Source organism: Azohydromonas caseinilytica (genome assembly GCF_012927045.1).
In the GTDB taxonomy this organism is placed as follows: domain Bacteria; phylum Pseudomonadota; class Gammaproteobacteria; order Burkholderiales; family Burkholderiaceae_C; genus Azohydromonas; species Azohydromonas caseinilytica.
This window is the reverse complement of sequence record NZ_JABBFW010000007.1, coordinates 175,181-191,641: the sequence shown is the minus strand read 5'-3', so window position 1 is coordinate 191,641 and position 16,461 is coordinate 175,181. Positions and strand designations below refer to the sequence as shown.

16 protein-coding genes are annotated in these 16,461 nt (G+C 70.3%); 4 read left to right on the top strand and 12 right to left on the bottom strand.

The annotated features are described in order from the left end of the window. The first annotated feature begins 213 nt into the window (after positions 1-213). Together tkt and fba are read left to right on the top strand one after the other, a co-directional pair. Complete coding sequence (gene tkt, locus HHL10_RS12545; protein ID WP_169160701.1) at positions 214-2,217, top strand: transketolase; 2,004 nt, start codon at positions 214-216, stop codon at positions 2,215-2,217. 301 nt (positions 2,218-2,518) lie between these two features. After that, on the top strand, positions 2,519-3,538 hold the full coding sequence (gene fba, locus HHL10_RS12540; protein ID WP_169160700.1) for a class II fructose-bisphosphate aldolase: 1,020 nt from the start codon (positions 2,519-2,521) through the stop codon (positions 3,536-3,538). Positions 3,539-3,643: 105 nt separating this feature from the next. Here the strand turns inward: fba and HHL10_RS12535 are convergent, their stop codons facing one another. From HHL10_RS12535 to HHL10_RS12515, 5 genes are all read right to left on the bottom strand, one after another. Beyond that, entirely contained in the window at positions 3,644-4,300 is a 657-nt protein-coding gene (locus HHL10_RS12535) for a hypothetical protein (protein ID WP_169160699.1), read from the bottom strand. A 263-nt stretch (positions 4,301-4,563) separates the two neighbouring features. Then, a complete protein-coding gene (locus HHL10_RS12530) occupies positions 4,564-5,574 on the bottom strand; it encodes a ribonuclease Z (protein WP_169160698.1) in 1,011 nt (336 codons plus the stop codon). A gap of 88 nt (positions 5,575-5,662) precedes the next feature. Then, positions 5,663-6,031, bottom strand: a complete 369-nt coding sequence (locus tag HHL10_RS12525) for a PilZ domain-containing protein (RefSeq protein WP_169160697.1) — start codon at positions 6,029-6,031, stop codon at positions 5,663-5,665. Positions 6,032-6,325: 294 nt separating this feature from the next. Beyond that, entirely contained in the window at positions 6,326-6,766 is a 441-nt protein-coding gene (locus HHL10_RS12520) for a PilZ domain-containing protein (RefSeq protein ID WP_169160696.1), read from the bottom strand. Between the two features lie 198 nt (positions 6,767-6,964). Then, positions 6,965-7,330, bottom strand: a complete 366-nt coding sequence (locus HHL10_RS12515) for a PilZ domain-containing protein (protein WP_205833014.1) — start codon at positions 7,328-7,330, stop codon at positions 6,965-6,967. Positions 7,331-7,641: 311 nt separating this feature from the next. Here HHL10_RS12515 and HHL10_RS12510 point away from each other — a divergent pair, with 311 nt between their 5' ends. After that, positions 7,642-7,890, top strand: a complete 249-nt coding sequence (locus HHL10_RS12510; protein ID WP_169160822.1) for a DUF1272 domain-containing protein — start codon at positions 7,642-7,644, stop codon at positions 7,888-7,890. A gap of 30 nt (positions 7,891-7,920) precedes the next feature. Here HHL10_RS12510 and purT read toward each other — a convergent pair whose 3' ends face one another. The 6 genes from purT to HHL10_RS12480 all read right to left on the bottom strand — a co-directional run bounded on the left by purT (position 7,921) and on the right by HHL10_RS12480 (position 14,405). Continuing rightward, the gene (gene purT, locus HHL10_RS12505; protein WP_169160694.1) at positions 7,921-9,132 is read right to left on the bottom strand and encodes a formate-dependent phosphoribosylglycinamide formyltransferase; all 1,212 of its coding nucleotides are present in this window, start codon (positions 9,130-9,132) and stop codon (positions 7,921-7,923) included. A 116-nt stretch (positions 9,133-9,248) separates the two neighbouring features. After that, a complete protein-coding gene (locus HHL10_RS12500) occupies positions 9,249-10,127 on the bottom strand; it encodes a sugar phosphate isomerase/epimerase family protein (protein ID WP_169160693.1) in 879 nt (292 codons plus the stop codon). A gap of 20 nt (positions 10,128-10,147) precedes the next feature. Continuing rightward, on the bottom strand, positions 10,148-11,026 hold the full coding sequence (locus HHL10_RS12495; RefSeq protein ID WP_169160692.1) for a VOC family protein: 879 nt from the start codon (positions 11,024-11,026) through the stop codon (positions 10,148-10,150). 60 nt (positions 11,027-11,086) lie between these two features. After that, on the bottom strand, positions 11,087-12,106 hold the full coding sequence (locus HHL10_RS12490; RefSeq protein ID WP_169160691.1) for a TRAP transporter substrate-binding protein: 1,020 nt from the start codon (positions 12,104-12,106) through the stop codon (positions 11,087-11,089). A 51-nt stretch (positions 12,107-12,157) separates the two neighbouring features. Then, positions 12,158-13,537 (bottom strand): MFS transporter, encoded by a 1,380-nt coding sequence (locus HHL10_RS12485; protein WP_169160690.1) that lies wholly within the window; start codon positions 13,535-13,537, stop codon positions 12,158-12,160. A 19-nt stretch (positions 13,538-13,556) separates the two neighbouring features. Beyond that, on the bottom strand, positions 13,557-14,405 hold the full coding sequence (locus HHL10_RS12480; protein ID WP_169160689.1) for a shikimate dehydrogenase family protein: 849 nt from the start codon (positions 14,403-14,405) through the stop codon (positions 13,557-13,559). Positions 14,406-14,556: 151 nt separating this feature from the next. Between HHL10_RS12480 and HHL10_RS12475 the strand changes: the two genes are divergently transcribed. Then, a complete protein-coding gene (locus HHL10_RS12475) occupies positions 14,557-15,363 on the top strand; it encodes an IclR family transcriptional regulator domain-containing protein (protein WP_169160688.1) in 807 nt (268 codons plus the stop codon). Here the strand turns inward: HHL10_RS12475 and HHL10_RS12470 are convergent, their stop codons facing one another. Beyond that, the gene (locus HHL10_RS12470) at positions 15,364-16,335 is read right to left on the bottom strand and encodes a Bug family tripartite tricarboxylate transporter substrate binding protein (protein ID WP_169160687.1); all 972 of its coding nucleotides are present in this window, start codon (positions 16,333-16,335) and stop codon (positions 15,364-15,366) included. Between the last annotated feature and the right edge of the window lie 126 nt (positions 16,336-16,461).

The window sequence follows — 16,461 nt, the reverse complement described above, 5'->3', positions numbered from 1 at the left end:
AAGAGCACTTGCGGGAAACCCGGGATTTGAAATGCCCGGCACGCCGCCGCATGGGCTGACGGTCGGCGTGGGGACCACCTGGGTTCCCGCCTTCGCGGGAATGACGAAGTAGGGCGCGCGGCGCGCGAACTCACGGGATGCCGGTCTCGGTCTGTGGTGCCGAACCGTGCCTATTGATTTCCCGGTACGTCAATTTCACTGGAAGGAGAACCCATGCCCCATGCTCCGGACCCCATCCGCCGCCGCTGCGCCAATGCCCTGCGCATGCTCGCCATCGACGCCGTGCAGGCCGCCAACTCGGGCCATCCCGGCATGCCCATGGGCATGGCCGACATCGCCGAGGCGCTGTGGCGCCATCACCTCAAGCACGACCCGGCCGACCCGCAGTGGCCCGACCGCGACCGCTTCGTGCTCTCCAACGGCCATGGCTCGATGCTGCTGTACGCGCTGCTGCACCTCAGCGGCTATGACCTGCCCATGGACGAGCTCAAGCGCTTCCGCCAGCTCGGCTCGCGCACGCCGGGGCATCCGGAAGTCCACATGACGCCCGGCGTGGAAACCACCACCGGCCCGCTGGGCCAGGGCCTGGCCAATGCGGTCGGCATGGCGCTGGCTGAAAAACTGCTGGCGCAGGAGTTCAACCGCCCGGGGCATGACATCGTCGATCACCGCACCTGGGTGTTCCTGGGCGACGGCTGCCTGATGGAGGGCATCAGCCACGAGGCCTGCTCGCTGGCCGGCACCTGGGGCTTGAACAAGCTCGTGGCCTTCTACGACGACAACGGCATCTCCATCGACGGCGACGTGAAAGGCTGGTTCGGCGACGACACGCCGGCGCGCTTCGAGGCCTACGGCTGGACCGTGATCCGCAACGTGGACGGCCATGATTTCGCCGCGCTGGACGCCGCCATCGCCCAGGCGCGCAAGTCCGGGCGCCCGGTGCTGGTGTGCTGCCGCACGCAGATCGGCCATGGCTCGCCCAACCGCGCCGGCACGGCCGACGTGCACGGCGCGCCGCTGGGCGAGGCGGAGATCGCGCTGGTGCGCCAGGCGCTGGACTGGGACGCGCCGCCCTTCGAGGTGCCGGCCGAGCTGCGCCAGGCCTGGGACGCGGTGGAGCGCGGCGGCGCGCAGCGGCGGCAGTGGCAGCAGCGCTTCGACGCCTACGCGCGGGCCTTCCCGGAGCTGGCGGCCGAGTTCCTGCGCCGCCGCGCCGGCGGCACGCTGCGCGAGGACACGGCCGCCGCGCTGGCCCGCGCCGTGCTCGATGCCGAGCGCCGCGCCGCCAAGGTCGCCACGCGCAAGGCCTCGCAGGAGTTTCTTGATGCCGTGGCCCCGGCGATGCCGGAGCTGCTGGGCGGCTCGGCCGACCTGACGGGATCGAACCTCACCGACTGGAAGGGCAGCCGCCCGCTCACGGGGCAGGGCAGCGGCAACCACGTGCACTACGGCGTGCGCGAGTTCGGCATGGCGGCGGTGATGAACGGCGTGGCGCTGCACGGCGGCTACAAGCCCTTCGGCGGCACCTTTCTCACCTTCTCGGACTACAGCCGCAACGCGCTGCGCATGTCGGCGCTGATGCGGCTGCCGGTGGTGCACGTGTTCACGCACGACTCCATCGGCCTGGGCGAGGACGGGCCCACGCACCAGCCGGTGGAGCACGCCCACAGCCTGCGCCTGATCCCGGACCTGGACGTGTGGCGCCCGGCCGATGCCACCGAAACCGCCGTGGCCTGGCAGCAGGCGCTGCAGCGCGGCGACGGGCCGAGCTGCCTGCTGCTGAGCCGACAGGCGCTGCCGCATGCCGACGGCGGGCAGGAACGCGCCGACTTGATCGCCCGCGGCGCCTACGTGCTGCGCGGCGCGCGCGACGAGCGCGTGGTGCTGATCGCCACCGGCTCCGAGCTGCAGCTGGCGCTGGCGGCGGCGCAGCGGCTGGCCGATGAGGGCATCGCCGCGCGCGTGGTGTCCGCGCCCTGCCTGGAGGTGTTCGAGCGGCAGGACGAGGCCTACCGGCGCAGCGTGATCCCGCGCCATCTGCCGCGCCTGGCCATCGAGGCCGGCCGCAGCGGGCTGTGGTGGAAGTACGTGGGCGAGGACGGCGACGTGGTGGCGCTGGAGCGCTTCGGCGAGTCCGCGCCGGCGCCGGCGCTGCTGGAGCACTTCGGGTTCACGCCGCAGGCGGTGGCGGAGAGGGCGAGGAGGCTGCTTGCATAAGCCAAGCCACGGTTGAGGGCTGCGGGCCGAAGCCCACCGTCCACATCCACTACTTCGTCATCCCCGCGCAGGCGGGGACCCAGGCAGTCCCCCAGTCGGCCGTGAGTGGATCGGTCGGCACACCGAGGGCTTCTGGCTCGGCTCACTGCACCGCTGCTTCGCTCCGACGCGGGGCCGCCTGGGTTCCCGCCTTCGCGGGAATGACGACGTAGAGAGCGGTCCAGATCAGCCCACGGCCGCCCTCAAACACGCTTTCCGTTTTTCGTCGCCCCCTCAACCTCCCACCTCTCAGGAGCCCACCATGCCCATGATCTCCCTGCGCCAGCTGCTCGACCATGCCGCCGAGAACGGCTACGGCGTGCCGGCCTTCAACGTCAACAACCTGGAGCAGATCCAGGCCATCATGCAGGCCGCCGCCGCCACCGACAGCCCGGTCATCCTGCAGGCCTCGGCCGGCGCGAGGAAGTACGCCGGCGAGCCCTTCCTGCGCAAGATGGTCGAAGCCGCGACCGAGATGTACCCGCAACTGCCCATCGTGCTGCACCAGGACCATGGCGCCAGCCCGGCGGTGTGCGTGCAGGCCATCCGCTCCGGCTTCACCAGCGTGATGATGGACGGCTCGCTCATGCCCGACGCCAGGACGCCCGCCAGCTACGACTACAACGTGGATGTGACGCGCCAGGTGGTGCGCATGGCGCACGCGGTGGGCGTGTCGGTGGAGGGCGAGCTGGGCTGCCTGGGCTCGCTGGAATCCGGCCAGGCCGGCGAGGAGGACGGCGTGGGCGCGCAGGGCACGCTCTCGCACGAGCAGATGCTCACCGACCCGGCGCAGGCCGCGGACTTCGTGGCCCAGACCGGCGTGGACGCGCTGGCCATCGCCATCGGCACCTCGCATGGCGCCTACAAGTTCAGCCGCAAGCCCACGGGCGACATCCTGGCCATCGACCGCATCAGGCAGATCCACGCCCGGCTGCCCGACACGCACCTGGTGATGCACGGCTCCTCCTCGGTGCCGCAGGAGTGGCTGGCCGTCATCCGCGAGCACGGCGGCAAGATCCGCGAGACCTACGGCGTGCCGGTGGAGGAGATCCAGGAAGGCATCCGCCACGGCGTGCGCAAGATCAACATCGACACCGACATCCGCCTGGCCATGACCGGCGCGATGCGCCGTGCCATGGCGCGCAACCCGGGCGACTTCGACCCGCGCAGCGTGCTCAAGCAGGCCACCGCCGCGGCGCGCGAGCTGTGCGCCCAGCGCTTCGAGGCTTTCGGCTGCGCGGGCCAGGCCTCGCGCCTGCGGCCGATGCGGCTGGCGGCCTGAGCCCGGCAGGCGCAAAAAGGCCGGGGAGCACCAGCGGCGCAACCCCGGCAAAACCGGACCGCGGCGCCCTGAGCCGCGGTCCCACACACACAAAGGCAGGGCCGTTTACTTCACGCGGCGCAGCGGGCCGGCGTGGTCGGGGAAGTTGCTGGTGTTGAGCACCTGGATGCCCGCGTCGTGCTCGCCGCTGAAGGGCGTGACGTTGCCGGGGCAACCGGCCTTCTGGGCATCGGCGGCCTTGTTGAACCACATGCCCAGGTGGAACTGGTGCAGCGGCGGGGTCAGCGGATTCGTCGTCGCATCCGGGAACGGGCTGTGCGGATGCACGCTCGGCGCCGGCGCCGGGTTGCCGATGGCCAGCGAGAAGGTCTCCTGGTTGAAGCGGCCCACGAACTTCTGCTGGCCCTTGCCCTGCCAGTCGGTGCGGATCTCGCCCTGGTACCAGCCCATGCCGAAGGGGAAGTTGGGCACCTGCAGCACGAAGAAGGCGAAGTCGGTGTTGGGCGGCAGGCCCTGCACCTTGACGGTCATTTCCTCGACGCCACCCATCTTCTGGATGGAGACCCGGCCCTTGGCCCAGCGCGCGCAGTTGGGCGCGTCCTTCAGGCCCGGAGAACGCACCATGTTGAACACGACCGGGTCGTCCCAGCCGGCCGCGGCGGCTTCCTGTTCGTTGGCCAGCGCGGAGGTGGAGACGGCCGCGGCGGCGAGCAGACCGGCAGCCAGGGCGGTACGGCGCGGGGAGAAGGCAAAACGGTTCATCGGTGAAGTCCTTGAAGGAAAACCCAGGCGCAACGGGGAAGTGACGGGGCCGGCGCGCTGCCTGGTACGGCGGCAGCCCCTGGGGCCGGGACGCGATCGATGCGTCCCATGCGCTGGCTCAGTTGCGGGGCTCTCGGCGGCGGTTCAGGCCCGGCAGGGGCGAAAGCGCGTTTTCCCTCCACGGAGGGAAAGGGCGCGGGGCAGGGCGGCGCCATGTCCCCCCTTGGGGGGAGCCGGCGGCTCGGCCGGACGCGGTCCGGGCCTCAGCGGCCGGTCCAGGCCTGCAGTGCCTCGGTGCGCAGCTCCTCGCCGCGGCCCTCGTAGCGTGGGGAGAAATGGAAGGGAACCAGCTCGCGCGCGCCCAGGAGCCGCGCGATCTCGCCGGCGCGCCGGGCGGTGAGGTGGTGCTTGTGCTGCGCGTGGGCGCGGTCCGCGTCCAGGAACACGCACTCGATGTGCAGCTGGTCCACGCCGCGCAGCAGCCCGCTCAGGGTGCGCGCGTCGGCCTCGCTGCCGCACAGGTCGGTGACGTAGCCGATGCAACGGCCCGGGCGCTGGTCCAGCACCACGGGCCGCAGCTCATCGACCGTGCGCAGCGCCACATGCTCGCCGGCACGGTCCTTCCAGCGCACCTCGATCGGCGTGGCGCCCGGGGCGCCGGACATCACGGCGGCTTTCAGCTCGCGCAGCCACGCGCCGCTGGTGAAGCCTCGGGCCGCCATGCGCTCGACGTTGACGGCCACGCGCGCCTTCTCCTCCAGCGCGAAGGCCAGCACCGGGATGCCGTGGTCCACGAAGCGGCCACGCACGCGGAACTGGTCCTCGTCGTGCAGCACGTCGTCGTCCCAGGCCGACTCCTCGTCCCGCGCGCGGCTGAAACCGTCGCGGCTGGAGAACAGCGCGCTGCGCCGGCGCCCGTCGGGACGGAACTCGTGCACCTCGATCTCCAGCGCCACCTCGTAGCGGTGCACCAGGTTCCAGGTGTAGGCGTGCAGCTTGTGCTCCACCTGCGCCACGAAGCCGGGACCACCGTGCAGCACCAGCCGCGGCTGGCGCCCCAGGATCACGCGCAGCAGGTGGTCCAGCCCCGCGAAATGGTCCATGTGCGTGTGGCTGACGAAGGCGTGCGAGACGCGCAACAGCTCGCGCGGCATCAGCGCCGTCACGTCGCCCAGGTCGAACAGCAGGCCGCGGCGCTGGCCCGCGAGCTGGCAGTGCAGGCCCGGGTCGCCGGTGGCGCCGTTGACCAGGCGCGCGGTGAAAAGACAGGACATGGCTCGGTGCGGGCAGACCCTGAAGAGCATCGCCCCGGCTCCCGGCAATCGCAGGGCCGGGCCCGCGCCGGAAGCCTTCAGCCGGCCCTCACTCGGTGACGTACTGCCGGACCACGTCCAGGACCGCGGCCGGCGGGTCCAGGAATTCCAGGCCGATCATGAAGCCGTCCGCCTTGCCGCTGAGGATGCTGTGCGCCACCCGGCAGCGCAGCACCAGGAAATCCATGCCGGCGCTCATCACCGGGGCGCGCAGGCGGATGTCACAACACAAGTCCCGCTGCAGGTTCCAGGGCGCCACGACGCCCATGCCGCCCACGCTGATGTCCACGGTACGCACTTCAAGCACCTGCCGGCTGGGCAGCCTGAGCAGGCCCAGGGACCGAAACGCCTTGCGATCGACTTGGCGGCGGTCCAACCCCAGGTTGACCCATGTTGCGATGTCGCCCGACTCCATCATGATCGCTGTGTCCTATTCCGCCCGGCCCTTGCCGGCGGCTTGCATGAATTCCCGAACCGAACGGCTTGTCAAAACGCTCGGCGCAGTACCGTCAAATCAACTTTCATCTAGTTACATCGTGGCCCGACCGCGGGTAAAACCATGGCGTAATTGTGGAAAGGTTCCAGCTTGGCCCGGCAGTCGTGAACAAATACCGGACACCGCTATTGCGGTTTCACATTGCAGAGAAGCCAGCCTGCGGAACCGGACGGGCCTTGATATTCCCGGCCAATTTCTTCATGCCGCCGCGCGGCATCACGCCGGCCAGGCGCTCTGGCTCACATACTCGCGAATGAGCGCCAGCGCGGACACCGCGATGTCGGTGAACTGCAGGCCGATGATGAAACCGCCTTCCGGACCGCTGAGGACGCTGTACGCCACCTGTCCCCGGGCCACGAACATTTCAACGTGCTGGCCGATGATGGGCGCGCGAAACCTGATTTCGCAAGCCAGGTCCAGCGGCAGGTTCAGCGGCGAAACGAATCCCACCCCGCCCGGGCTGATATCGACCGTGGGCACCGCCATCAATTCTCGCGTCGGCAGAAGCAATACCTGCGCCAGTGACCTGAATCTGCGGCGCTCGACATGGCGATGCTGCAGCCCCAGGTATACCCAGGTCGCCTGCTCTTGGATTTCCACCGTGATGGCCGAATTTCCGCTGTGGTCGGACGGTTTCACCGGCACGCGCGGGTGCAAGCTACGATTTCCGGCGCCGGCTCATGCGGCAGCGTTTCGGCTTCAAGCCACCGCCTGGAGGTACAACCTATTGGATTCATTCATCGGCCAACCGCGGCGCCATTGCGGGCCCCGGTCCGCTCCCCTGTGATATTTATTATGAGATCCGACCGGCCACCTCAGGCGGGAGGCCGTCCGCGGCCCGGCCGCTTTCGCCGCTCAAGGCGTCACATAGCGCTTGATCTTGTCGCGCAAGGCCGGCGCAAGATTGGAAAACTCCAGGCCGATCATGAATCCGCCTTCCTTGCCGCTGAGAATGCTGCGCGCGATGCGGCCGCGAACCACTAAAGCCTCGGTGCCATTGCCGAACAGGGCGGAGCGGAATTTGACCTCGCACACCGTCCCGACCGGCAGGTTCACGGGCGCCACCAGGCCAAGCCCGCCCTGGCTGATATCGACCAGCCTGGTTTCCACCAGGTTGCCGCTGGGCAGCAGCAACTGCGCGGAGCCACGCAGCACCTTGCGCTCGGTCCTGCGGCGCTCGGCACCCGAATAGACCCAGCTCGCGATATCTCGTGTTTCCATCATGGTCGCTGACTCCTGTGGCCGATGGCGGCGGTCATCACGGCAAAACACCGTCCCGATCCGGGCGCGAGGCTGTGCCGGCGCCCCGGATATTCCGGCCTGGTCCGGCGCCCCGCCCAGGGAGCCGGCGGCCCCTTATCGGCCGCCCGAAGGGTTTGTGATCAGCTCCACGCCAGGCCGCGGCTTTTCTCGTGAACTATTGCCGCTTTTCAGGTCACGAACCGTGGCGTCGCAGGTATTCCGGCACGCTGCGTTACCGTTGCCAGTCCGAAAACGGTCCGCTTTCGGGCAACCCGCCCATCGAGGTTCCCATGCTGAAACTCCGCCCCAATTGCGAATGCTGCGACAAGGATTTGCCGCCCGATTCCATCGAGGCGCGCATCTGCTCGTTCGAATGCACGTTCTGCAGCAGCTGCGCGGACGAGAAGCTGCACGGCCGCTGCCCCAATTGCGGCGGCGAGCTGGTGGCGCGGCCGCGCCGGCCGGCGGGCAAGCTGGAGAAATATCCGGCCTCCACCGAGCGTGTCCTCAAGCCCGCCGGCTGCGGCCAGCCGGGCTGAGGCCCGCGCGCGCCGCGGCCCGGCCCGTTCTCAGCCCAGCCTGGGCCGCACCTTGCCCGCCGCCTCCTTGGCGCGCACGCGGGCGGTGTCCACATCGTCCGCATGCGCCAGCGCCACGCCCATGCGGCGCTTGCTGAAACTCTCGGGCTTGCCGAAGAGCCGGATGTCGGTGCCCGGCACGCGCAGCGCCTCGGCCACGCCCTCGAACACCACGCCGGTGCCTTCCACGCCGCCGTAGATCACGGCGCTGGCGCCGGGGCTCTTCAGGGACGTATCCACCGGCAGGCCCAGGATGGCCCGGGCGTGCAGCTCGAACTCGCTCTGCCACTGCGTGGCCATCGTCACCATGCCGGTGTCGTGCGGGCGCGGGCTGACCTCGCTGAACCAGACCTGGTCGCCCTTGACGAACAGCTCCACGCCGAACAGGCCCTGGCCGCCCAGGTCCTGCGTCACGGCGCGCGCGATGTGCTGAGCCTTTTCCAGCGCGGCCGGAGACATCGGGTGCGGCTGCCAGCTCTCCACGTAGTCCCCGCTGACCTGCACATGGCCGATGGGGGCGCAGAAACTGGTCTCGGCCTGGCCGTCGGCGCCGACGCTGCGCACCGTCAGCAGCGTGATCTCGTAGTCGAAATCAATGAAACCTTCGACGATGACGCGGCCGTGGCTGACGCGGCCGCCGGCCATGGCGTAGTCCCAGGCCTTGCGCACGTCCTGCGGGCCGTCGAGCTTGCTCTGGCCCTTGCCGGAACTGCTCATCACCGGTTTCACCACGCAGGGGTAGCCGATGCCGCCGTCGATAGCCTGCTGCAGTTCCTCCAGCGAGTCGCAGAAGGCATAGGGGCTGGTGGGCAGGCCCAGCGTTTCGGCGGCGAGGCGGCGGATGCCCTCGCGGTCCATGGTCAGCCGCGCGGCGCGCGCGGTGGGGATGACGCGCACCAGGCCCTGGGCTTCGAGCTCCTGCAGCACCGGCGTGGCGATGGCCTCGATCTCGGGCACCACCAGCGCCGGGCGCTCGGCCTCGATCAGTGCGCGCAGCGCCTCGGGGTCGCTCATGGCAATGGTGCGCGCGTGGTGCGCCACCTGCTGCCCCGGCGCGTGCTCGTAGCGGTCCACGGCGATGGTTTCCACGCCCAGGCGCTGCAGCGCGATCAGCACCTCCTTGCCCAGCTCGCCGGAGCCCAGCAGCATCACGCGCGTGGCGGTGGGGGACAGGGGCGTACCAAGGGAAAGAGGCTGGCTCATGACGGGGACTCCAGAGGTGAAAGCCGCCGATGCTAGAGGCTGGCGCCAGCCCATCGCCGACACGGGCCCGTGGCGCGAGCGGATTTCACGCTGGCGCCACGGCGAGGCGGGCCGGGCTACCCGCCCGCGGCCCCGCGCAGCTTCATCAGGTTGGGCAGCGGCGCCGAGCGGCGCAGCACTTCTTCGGACAGCCATTCCGCGGCGCGGCGCGCGCGCCGCGCCACCGTGGCCGGGGGCAGCTGCTGGCTCTCGTCGTTGCACACGCTCAGGGCGTAGCTGCCGCGGTAGCCCATGCGGTCCAGGCGCAGCGTCAGCGCCGCCAGCGGCGCCGCCAGCACGCCTTCACCGGGGAACACGTTCACCGCCGCGCCGTCCGCGCAGGGCGCGTCGCTGAGCGCGTCGGCCAGCCGCACCAGGAACAGCTTTTCCGGGTCGATGTCTTCCAGCAGCTCCAGCGAGGTCCCGGCGCCCAGCGCATGGCAGGCGTCCAGCGCTAGGCCGAGGTTGGGGCAGTCGGCGCGGCTGACCAGCTCCCAGGCGATGTTGAAGTCGTTGACATGCCGCCCCGCCGCCACCGCCTGGTAGGCGATGCGGATGCCCGGCGGCACCGCCAGCATCGCCAGCTTGCGCAGGTCGCGCGCCAGCGCCTCGGGGTCGCCGCCGGGCTGCGCCGCGGCGCAGGCGGAGGTGGCCACCAGCAGCGGGCTGCCCACGGCGCGGCAGGTCTCCAGCATGGCCTTGGCGACTTCCACCTTGTAGTCGTGCCGCGGACCCTGCAGGCCTTCGAAGTCGCGCAGCGCCTGCAGCGCGGCCACTTGCAGGCCGCTGGCCTTCACCGCCGCCACCGCGGCCTCGAAGCCGCCGGGATGGCTCATCAGGTCGCGCGCCTGCAGCACCACGCGCGAGAAGCCCGCCTCGCGCAGGGCGCGCAGCCGCGCCTCCAGCGGCCCGGCGAGTGAGGCCGTGTCCAGGCCGAAATCGTCGATGGGGGTCATGGCCCGCTCCATGTCCGGGCTCATCGCGGCAACTCGTGCTGCACCAGCTCGAAGCTGAGGCCGCCCAGCACGGGCCGGGTCAGCGCGCCGCGCGCCTCGGTGTGCACGCCGCTGCTCTCGATGAACTCCACGCCGCGCGCGCGCAGCTCGCGCACCGCGGCCAGCACGTCGGGCGTGCCGAAGGCGACGCGGTGCAGCGTCTCCTCGGTGTCGATCTCCAGCGCATCGAACTGCGGCTCGATGAGCTGCAGGTAGAAGCTCGCGTCCGGGCTGCGCAGCACGCGGCCGGTGGGCAGGATGCCGAAGCGCTCCGCGTCGGGCAGGGCGCTGAAGCCCAGCAGCTCGGCGTAGAACTCGGTCCAGTCCTCGGTGCGGCCCAGGCCGATGTACTGGACGATGCCGAAGCCGTGCAGCCCGGCCAGCGCCGGCGGCTGCGGGTCCGCGCCCGGGATGGGCGTGAAGTCCACGTCGTAGATCGAGAACTCCTTGTAGCGGTCCACGAAGTACAGCCGGCTCGCGCCCACGCCGTGGACGGCCGGGATGTACAGCTCCATCACCTCCACCCGCGGCGGCACGCCCCAGGCGCCGCGCTCCAGCGCGCGGCGGTAGGCGGCGGCGGCGTCGCGCACGCGCAGCGCCACCGCGGAGATCACCGGCGTCTCGCCCAGCGGCGCCGCCGCGCTGCCATGGGCGTTGACGATCAGGTTCATGCCGCCCTGGCGGTACAGCAGCACCTCGCGCGAGCGGTGCCGCGCCACGGGCCGGAAGCCCATCATCTCCAGCACCTGCCCGAAGGCCTGCGGCCGGGAGGTGGCGAACTCGATGAACTCGACGCCGTCGAGCCCCAGCGGGTTCGGAGCGGCGCCGATGGCTTCGCGGTCGGTGGGGCTTGCGAGCATGGGAGGACTTCCGGGAAGGATGAACAGGTCAGGGGCGGGATTCTGCCCCCGGCGCCGGCCTCACTTGGCCGCCGTGCGCACCTTCTGCACCTCGGCCAGCACCTCCTTCACCAGCGGCTCGCCCACCTGCGCCGTGAGCTTGTCGATGGCCGGCTTGGCGCGCTCGCGCAGCTTGGCCACCTCCGCGGGCGGCAGCTCGTGCACCTGCATGCCGCGCTTCTTCAGGTCCTCCAAGGCCTTGGCGGCCTCGTCGCGCGCCACCTTGCGCTGGTATTGGGCGGTCTCGGTGGCGGCGTCCTGCAGGATCTTCTTCTCGTCGGCGGAGAGCTTGTCCCAGAACTTCTTGCTCACGATCACCGCCTGCGGCGTGTACATGTGGTTCGTTAGCGTGAGGTGCTTGGTGACCTCGTAGAACTTCTCGTTGACGATGTTGAGCAGCGGATTGGTCATGCCGTCGATGGCCCCCTGCTCCAGCGCGGTGTAGGTCTCGGTGTAGGGCATGGGCGTGGCGACGGCGCCGATGGCGTTCATGAAGTCCACGTACTGCGCGGTGGGGATCACGCGCATCTTCATGCCCTTGAGGTCGTCGGCCGTGCGGATGGGCTTCTTGACGGTGTGCATCTGGCGGAAGCCCAGGTCCCAGTAGGCCAGGCCCACCAGCCCGCGCTCCTGCAGCTTGTCCAGCAGCCTGCGGCCCACCGGGCCGTCGGCCACCGCGTCGGCCTCGCGGGTGTTGTTGAACATGAAGGGGTAGTCGAAGACCGCCATCTCCTTGACGTTGCCCGCGAGCAGGCTGGCGTTCATGACGTTCATCTCGACGGTGCCGCCCTGCATCGCCGACACCACCTGCGCGTCCGGGCCCAGCGCGCCGCCGGGGAAAGGTTTCACCGTCAACTTGCCGCCGCTCTTCTGCGCCACCAGCTCGGCGAACTTCTCCACGCCCATCACCTGCGGATGGCCCTTGTTGCTGGCCGCGGTGAACTTGATGGTGCGGGCCTGGATGTCGGCGGCCAGCGCCGGCAGGCTCGACAGGGCGGCGGTGGCCAGGGCGGCGGCCAGCAGGGTGCGTCGCGGGGTCATGGTGGTCTCCTTGTGTTGTATGGAACGGGGAAGAAAGGGTTCGATTGTTCGTCAGCGCATGGCGGCGGACTGCAGGCGCAGCCGCTCGTACTCGGCCCGGTCCATCGGCACGGCGTCGCGGTTGCCCAGGTCGTGCATGGCGACGCGGTGCGTCTCGCGGGCGCTCCAGGCCGCCAGCGCCGCCAGCACGGTGATGCCGAAGGTGATGGCGCCCACGGTGGTCGGGATGTTGGCCGCTCCCGGCGGGGCCATGGCGGTGAACACGGCCGGCAGCATCGCCGTCACCAGCGTGCCCAGGTTCTGCGAGATGGCCATGGCCGAGACCCGGGTGCGCGTGGGGAACAGCTCGGGATAGAAGCTGGGGAACACGGCGTTGTAGCCCTGGTAGACGATGCCCCACATCAGGATCGACATGGCGATGGCCAGCGGCACGTTGTGGATGCTGATGGCATACAGATAGACGAAGGACAGCGCCCCCGAGGCCAGCGCGCCCACGATGATGGGCGGGCGGCGGCCGATGCGGTCGGAGAGCCGGCCCACGAAGGGGATCACCAGCACGGCCACGATGTTGCCCAGCACCGGAATCCACAGGTACACATCCTTCTCGAAGCCGATGCCGTAGCCCGGCTGCACGGCGTAGGCCGCGCCGAAGATGGTGGTCACCACGGGAATGACGTTCATCAGCGCCATGCACACCACGCGCAGCATGTCGCGCCAGCTCTCGGTGATGGCCTGCACGAAGGGCGCCTTGGGTACCTCGCCCTCGCGCAGTTCCTCGGCGAAGGCGGGCGTCTCCTCCACCTCGCGGCGGATGACGTAGCCCACGATGATGACGATGAAGCTCAGCAGGAACGGGATGCGCCAGCCCCAGCTGTTGAAGTCGTCCTTGGGCATGTAGTGCGCCAGCGGCAGGAACACCGCCGCCGCCAGGATCTGTCCGGCCTGCACGCCCTGCAGCGTGAAGCTGGCGTAGAAGCCGCGGCGGCCGAAGGGCGCGTGCTCCAGGATCATCGAGCTCGCGCCCGAGATCTCGCCGGCCACGGCGAAGCCCTGGATCAGGCGCATCACCACCAGCAGCGCCGGCGCCAGCAGCCCGACCTGCTCGTAGGTAGGCAGCAGGCCCACGCCGATGGTCGAGAAGCCCATCAGGAACATGCACGCCACCAGCACGCGCTTGCGGCCCAGCGTGTCGCCCCAGTGGCCCAGCACGAAGGCGCCGATGGGGCGCGCCACGTAGCCCACGCCGTAGGTGGCCAGCGAGGCGATGATGGCCGTGGTGGGGTCGGCGCTCGGGAAGAAGAGCTGCGGGAAGATCAGCGACGCCGCGGTGGCGTAGATGAAAAAGTCGTAGTACTCCAGCGTCGAGCCGATCCAGCCGCTGGCCGTGGCTTTCTTGGTCTGCTGGGTGTCATGGGATGCCGAATGGGCCATCTCGCTCTCCAGTGAAGAATCAGAGCGCGCCTACCAGGGCGCGCACGGAGGACAGGTCGGCCCGCACCGCATGGGCGGCGTCGCTCAGGCCGAAGAAATCGAGGTAGTCGGGCACCTGCTGCACCAGCATCTCGAAGCCCGGGTGGGCCTTGATGCCGCGCTCGGCGCAGGCGCGCAGCAGCGGCGTGCCCTGCGGCTTCATCAGGATGTCCACCACGGTGGCGTCGGCCTTCAGCCGCGCCGGGTCGAAGGGCAGGGGATCGTCGGCGCGCAGGCCCAGCGGCGTGGCGTTGACGACCAGGTCGAAGCCGGCCGGGTCGTTGTCCGCCGCCACCACCCGCGTGCCGCCGTCCTGCGCCGCGAGCAGCCGGGTCAGCTGCGCCGCGCGGTCGCCGAGGTCGTTGAGCGCCAGCAGCTCCAGGCCCTCGTCGAGCAGCGCCGTGGCGATGGCGGCCCCGGCGCCGCCGGTGCCCACCAGCAGCGCGCGCCGGCCGCGCGGCTCGAAGCCGAAGTGGCGCAGCGCCTTGCAGAAGCCACGGCCGTCGAAGAGCGCGCCTTCCAGGCCGCCGTCGGCGTTGCGGCGCACGGCGTTGACGGCCTGCGCCGTCTCGGCGTGGCGGTCCCAGCGCTCCAGCAGCGGCAGCACCAGCGGCTTGTGCGGGATGGTCAGCCACAGCCCGTCGATGTTGCCCGCCGCCAGCACCGCGCGGCAGAAGGCCGGCAGCTCGGCGCGCGCCACCTGCGCCGGCACCAGCACGGCGTCGATGCCGTGGCGCTCGAACAGCGGGTTGAACAGCTGCGGCGCCTGCACCTGCGACACCGGGTCGCCCAGCACCATGAACACGCGCGTCGTGCCCGAAATCCTCATGACCGCCCCACCTCCGTACCGCCTGCGCCACCCGGCGCGATGGGGCGCAAATGTAGGCAGCGCACCCGCCTTGCGGCGCATGCCACACTCACAGAATGTCCGGCAATCGGACACCATTGTCCGATTAACGGACGGACTTCTCGTTATCCCTATGCCTCATTCCCCACCTGCCGCGCCCGCCGACATCGGGACATCGGCCTTCCCCATCGACCCGGCGGACCTGATCGCCGGCCTGGGCCGCGGGCTGGCCGTCATCGAGAGCTTCGACGACGCGCACCCGCGCATGACGGCGGCCGAGGTGTCGGCGCGCACCGGCATCCCGCGCACGGCAGCGCGCCGCTACCTGCTGAGCCTGTGCCACTTCGGCTATGCGGAGACCGACGGGAAACGCTTCTGGCTGGCGCCGCGCGTGCTGCGGCTGGGGCAGAGCTACCTGGACGCGGCGCGGCTGCCGCGGCTGGTGCAGCCCTTCATCCAGCGCCTGTCCATGGCCACCGGCGAGACGGTGAACGTGAGCGTGCTCGACGGCCACGAGGTGGTGTACGTGGCGCGCAGCAACAGCCCGCGCGTGGTGTCCATCGGCTTCCATGCCGGCGCGCGCGTGCCGGCGCACGTGGTGGCGCCGGGCGCGGTGCTGCTGGCGGCGCTGCCCGAGGAGGCACTGCAGGGCTGGGTGGCGGACTACGCCTTCCCGGGCTTCAGTGCCAGCACCGTGACCGAGGCCAATGCCTGGCTGGCGCAGGTGCGCGCCGCGCGCGGGCAGGACGCCTGGATCTCGCGCGGCGCGCTCGACCCCGGCCTGGTGGGCGTGGCCGTGCCGCTCAAGGATCGCCGCGGCGAGACCAAGGCTGCCATCGGCCTGACGCTGCAGGCCGCCTTCTGGAGCGACGAGCAGATCCACGCCCGGCTGCTGCCGGCGCTGCTGGAGACGGCGCAGACGCTGCGGGGGCTGATCTAGTCAGTCCACCGTCGCCCCGGTCGCCTTGGCCACCTTGCCCCACTTGTCGGCTTCCGTCTTCACGAAGGCCGCGAAGTTCTCCGGCGTGTCGCCGACGAACTCGGAGCCGGTTTCCTTGAGCACGCGCTGGTACTCGTCGCCCTTCATGACCTTGAGCGCCTCGGCGTTGATGCGCGCCACCAGCGCCTTGGGCGTCTTGCCGGGTGCGAACAGGCCGTACCAGGCATAGGACTCCACGCCGGGCAGGCCCGCCTCGGCGAAGGTGGGCACCTCGGGCAGCTGCGGCGAGCGCTGCGCGCCGGTGACGGCGATGGCCTTGAGCTTGCCGGCCTTGATGTGCGGCAGGATCGCCACTGTGCTGTCGAACATCATGGGCGCGTGGCCGGCGAGCACGTCGTTGATCGCGGTGGCCGAGCCCTTGTAGGGCACATGCGCCATGTCGAGCTTGGCGGTCATCTTGAACAGCTCGCCGGTCATGTGCTGCGGCGTGCCGTTGCCCGACGACGCGTACTGGAACTTGCCCTTCTGCGACTGGATGTGCGCGATCAGTTCCTTCAGGTTCTTGGCCGGCACCGAGGGGTGCACGGCCAGCACCAGCGGCACGCGCAGCAGGTTCGTCACCGGCGCCAGGTCCTTCTGCGCCTCGTAGGGCATCTTCTTGTAGATGTGGGGGTTGATCACGATCGGCGCGCTGGAGGTGATCAGCAGCATCGAGCCGTCCGGCGCGGCCTTGGCGACGGCGGCCGAGCCGATGTTGCCGCCGGCGCCGCCGCGGTTGTCCACGACGAAGGACTTGCCCAGCGCCTCGGTCAGGCCCTTGGCCATCGGGCGGGCCACGGTGTCGGACGGACCGCCCGGCGGCCAGGGCACGACGATGGTGACCGGCTTGGCCGGCCAGTCCTGGGCCTGCAGTGGCAGGCAGACCACCCATGCCAGGGCCAAGAGTGCGGTGCCGCGACGCCATGCCGTCATTGCCTTCTCCTTCGCGTGCTGTGCCGGGCCAGCCCCGCAGTGGGGCTGGCCGCGTCCGTGCGGCGCACGGCTGATGCAACCCCTCGGACGCTTCCGTGCCGCGCAGCAATCGCGATGCCGGCGGTC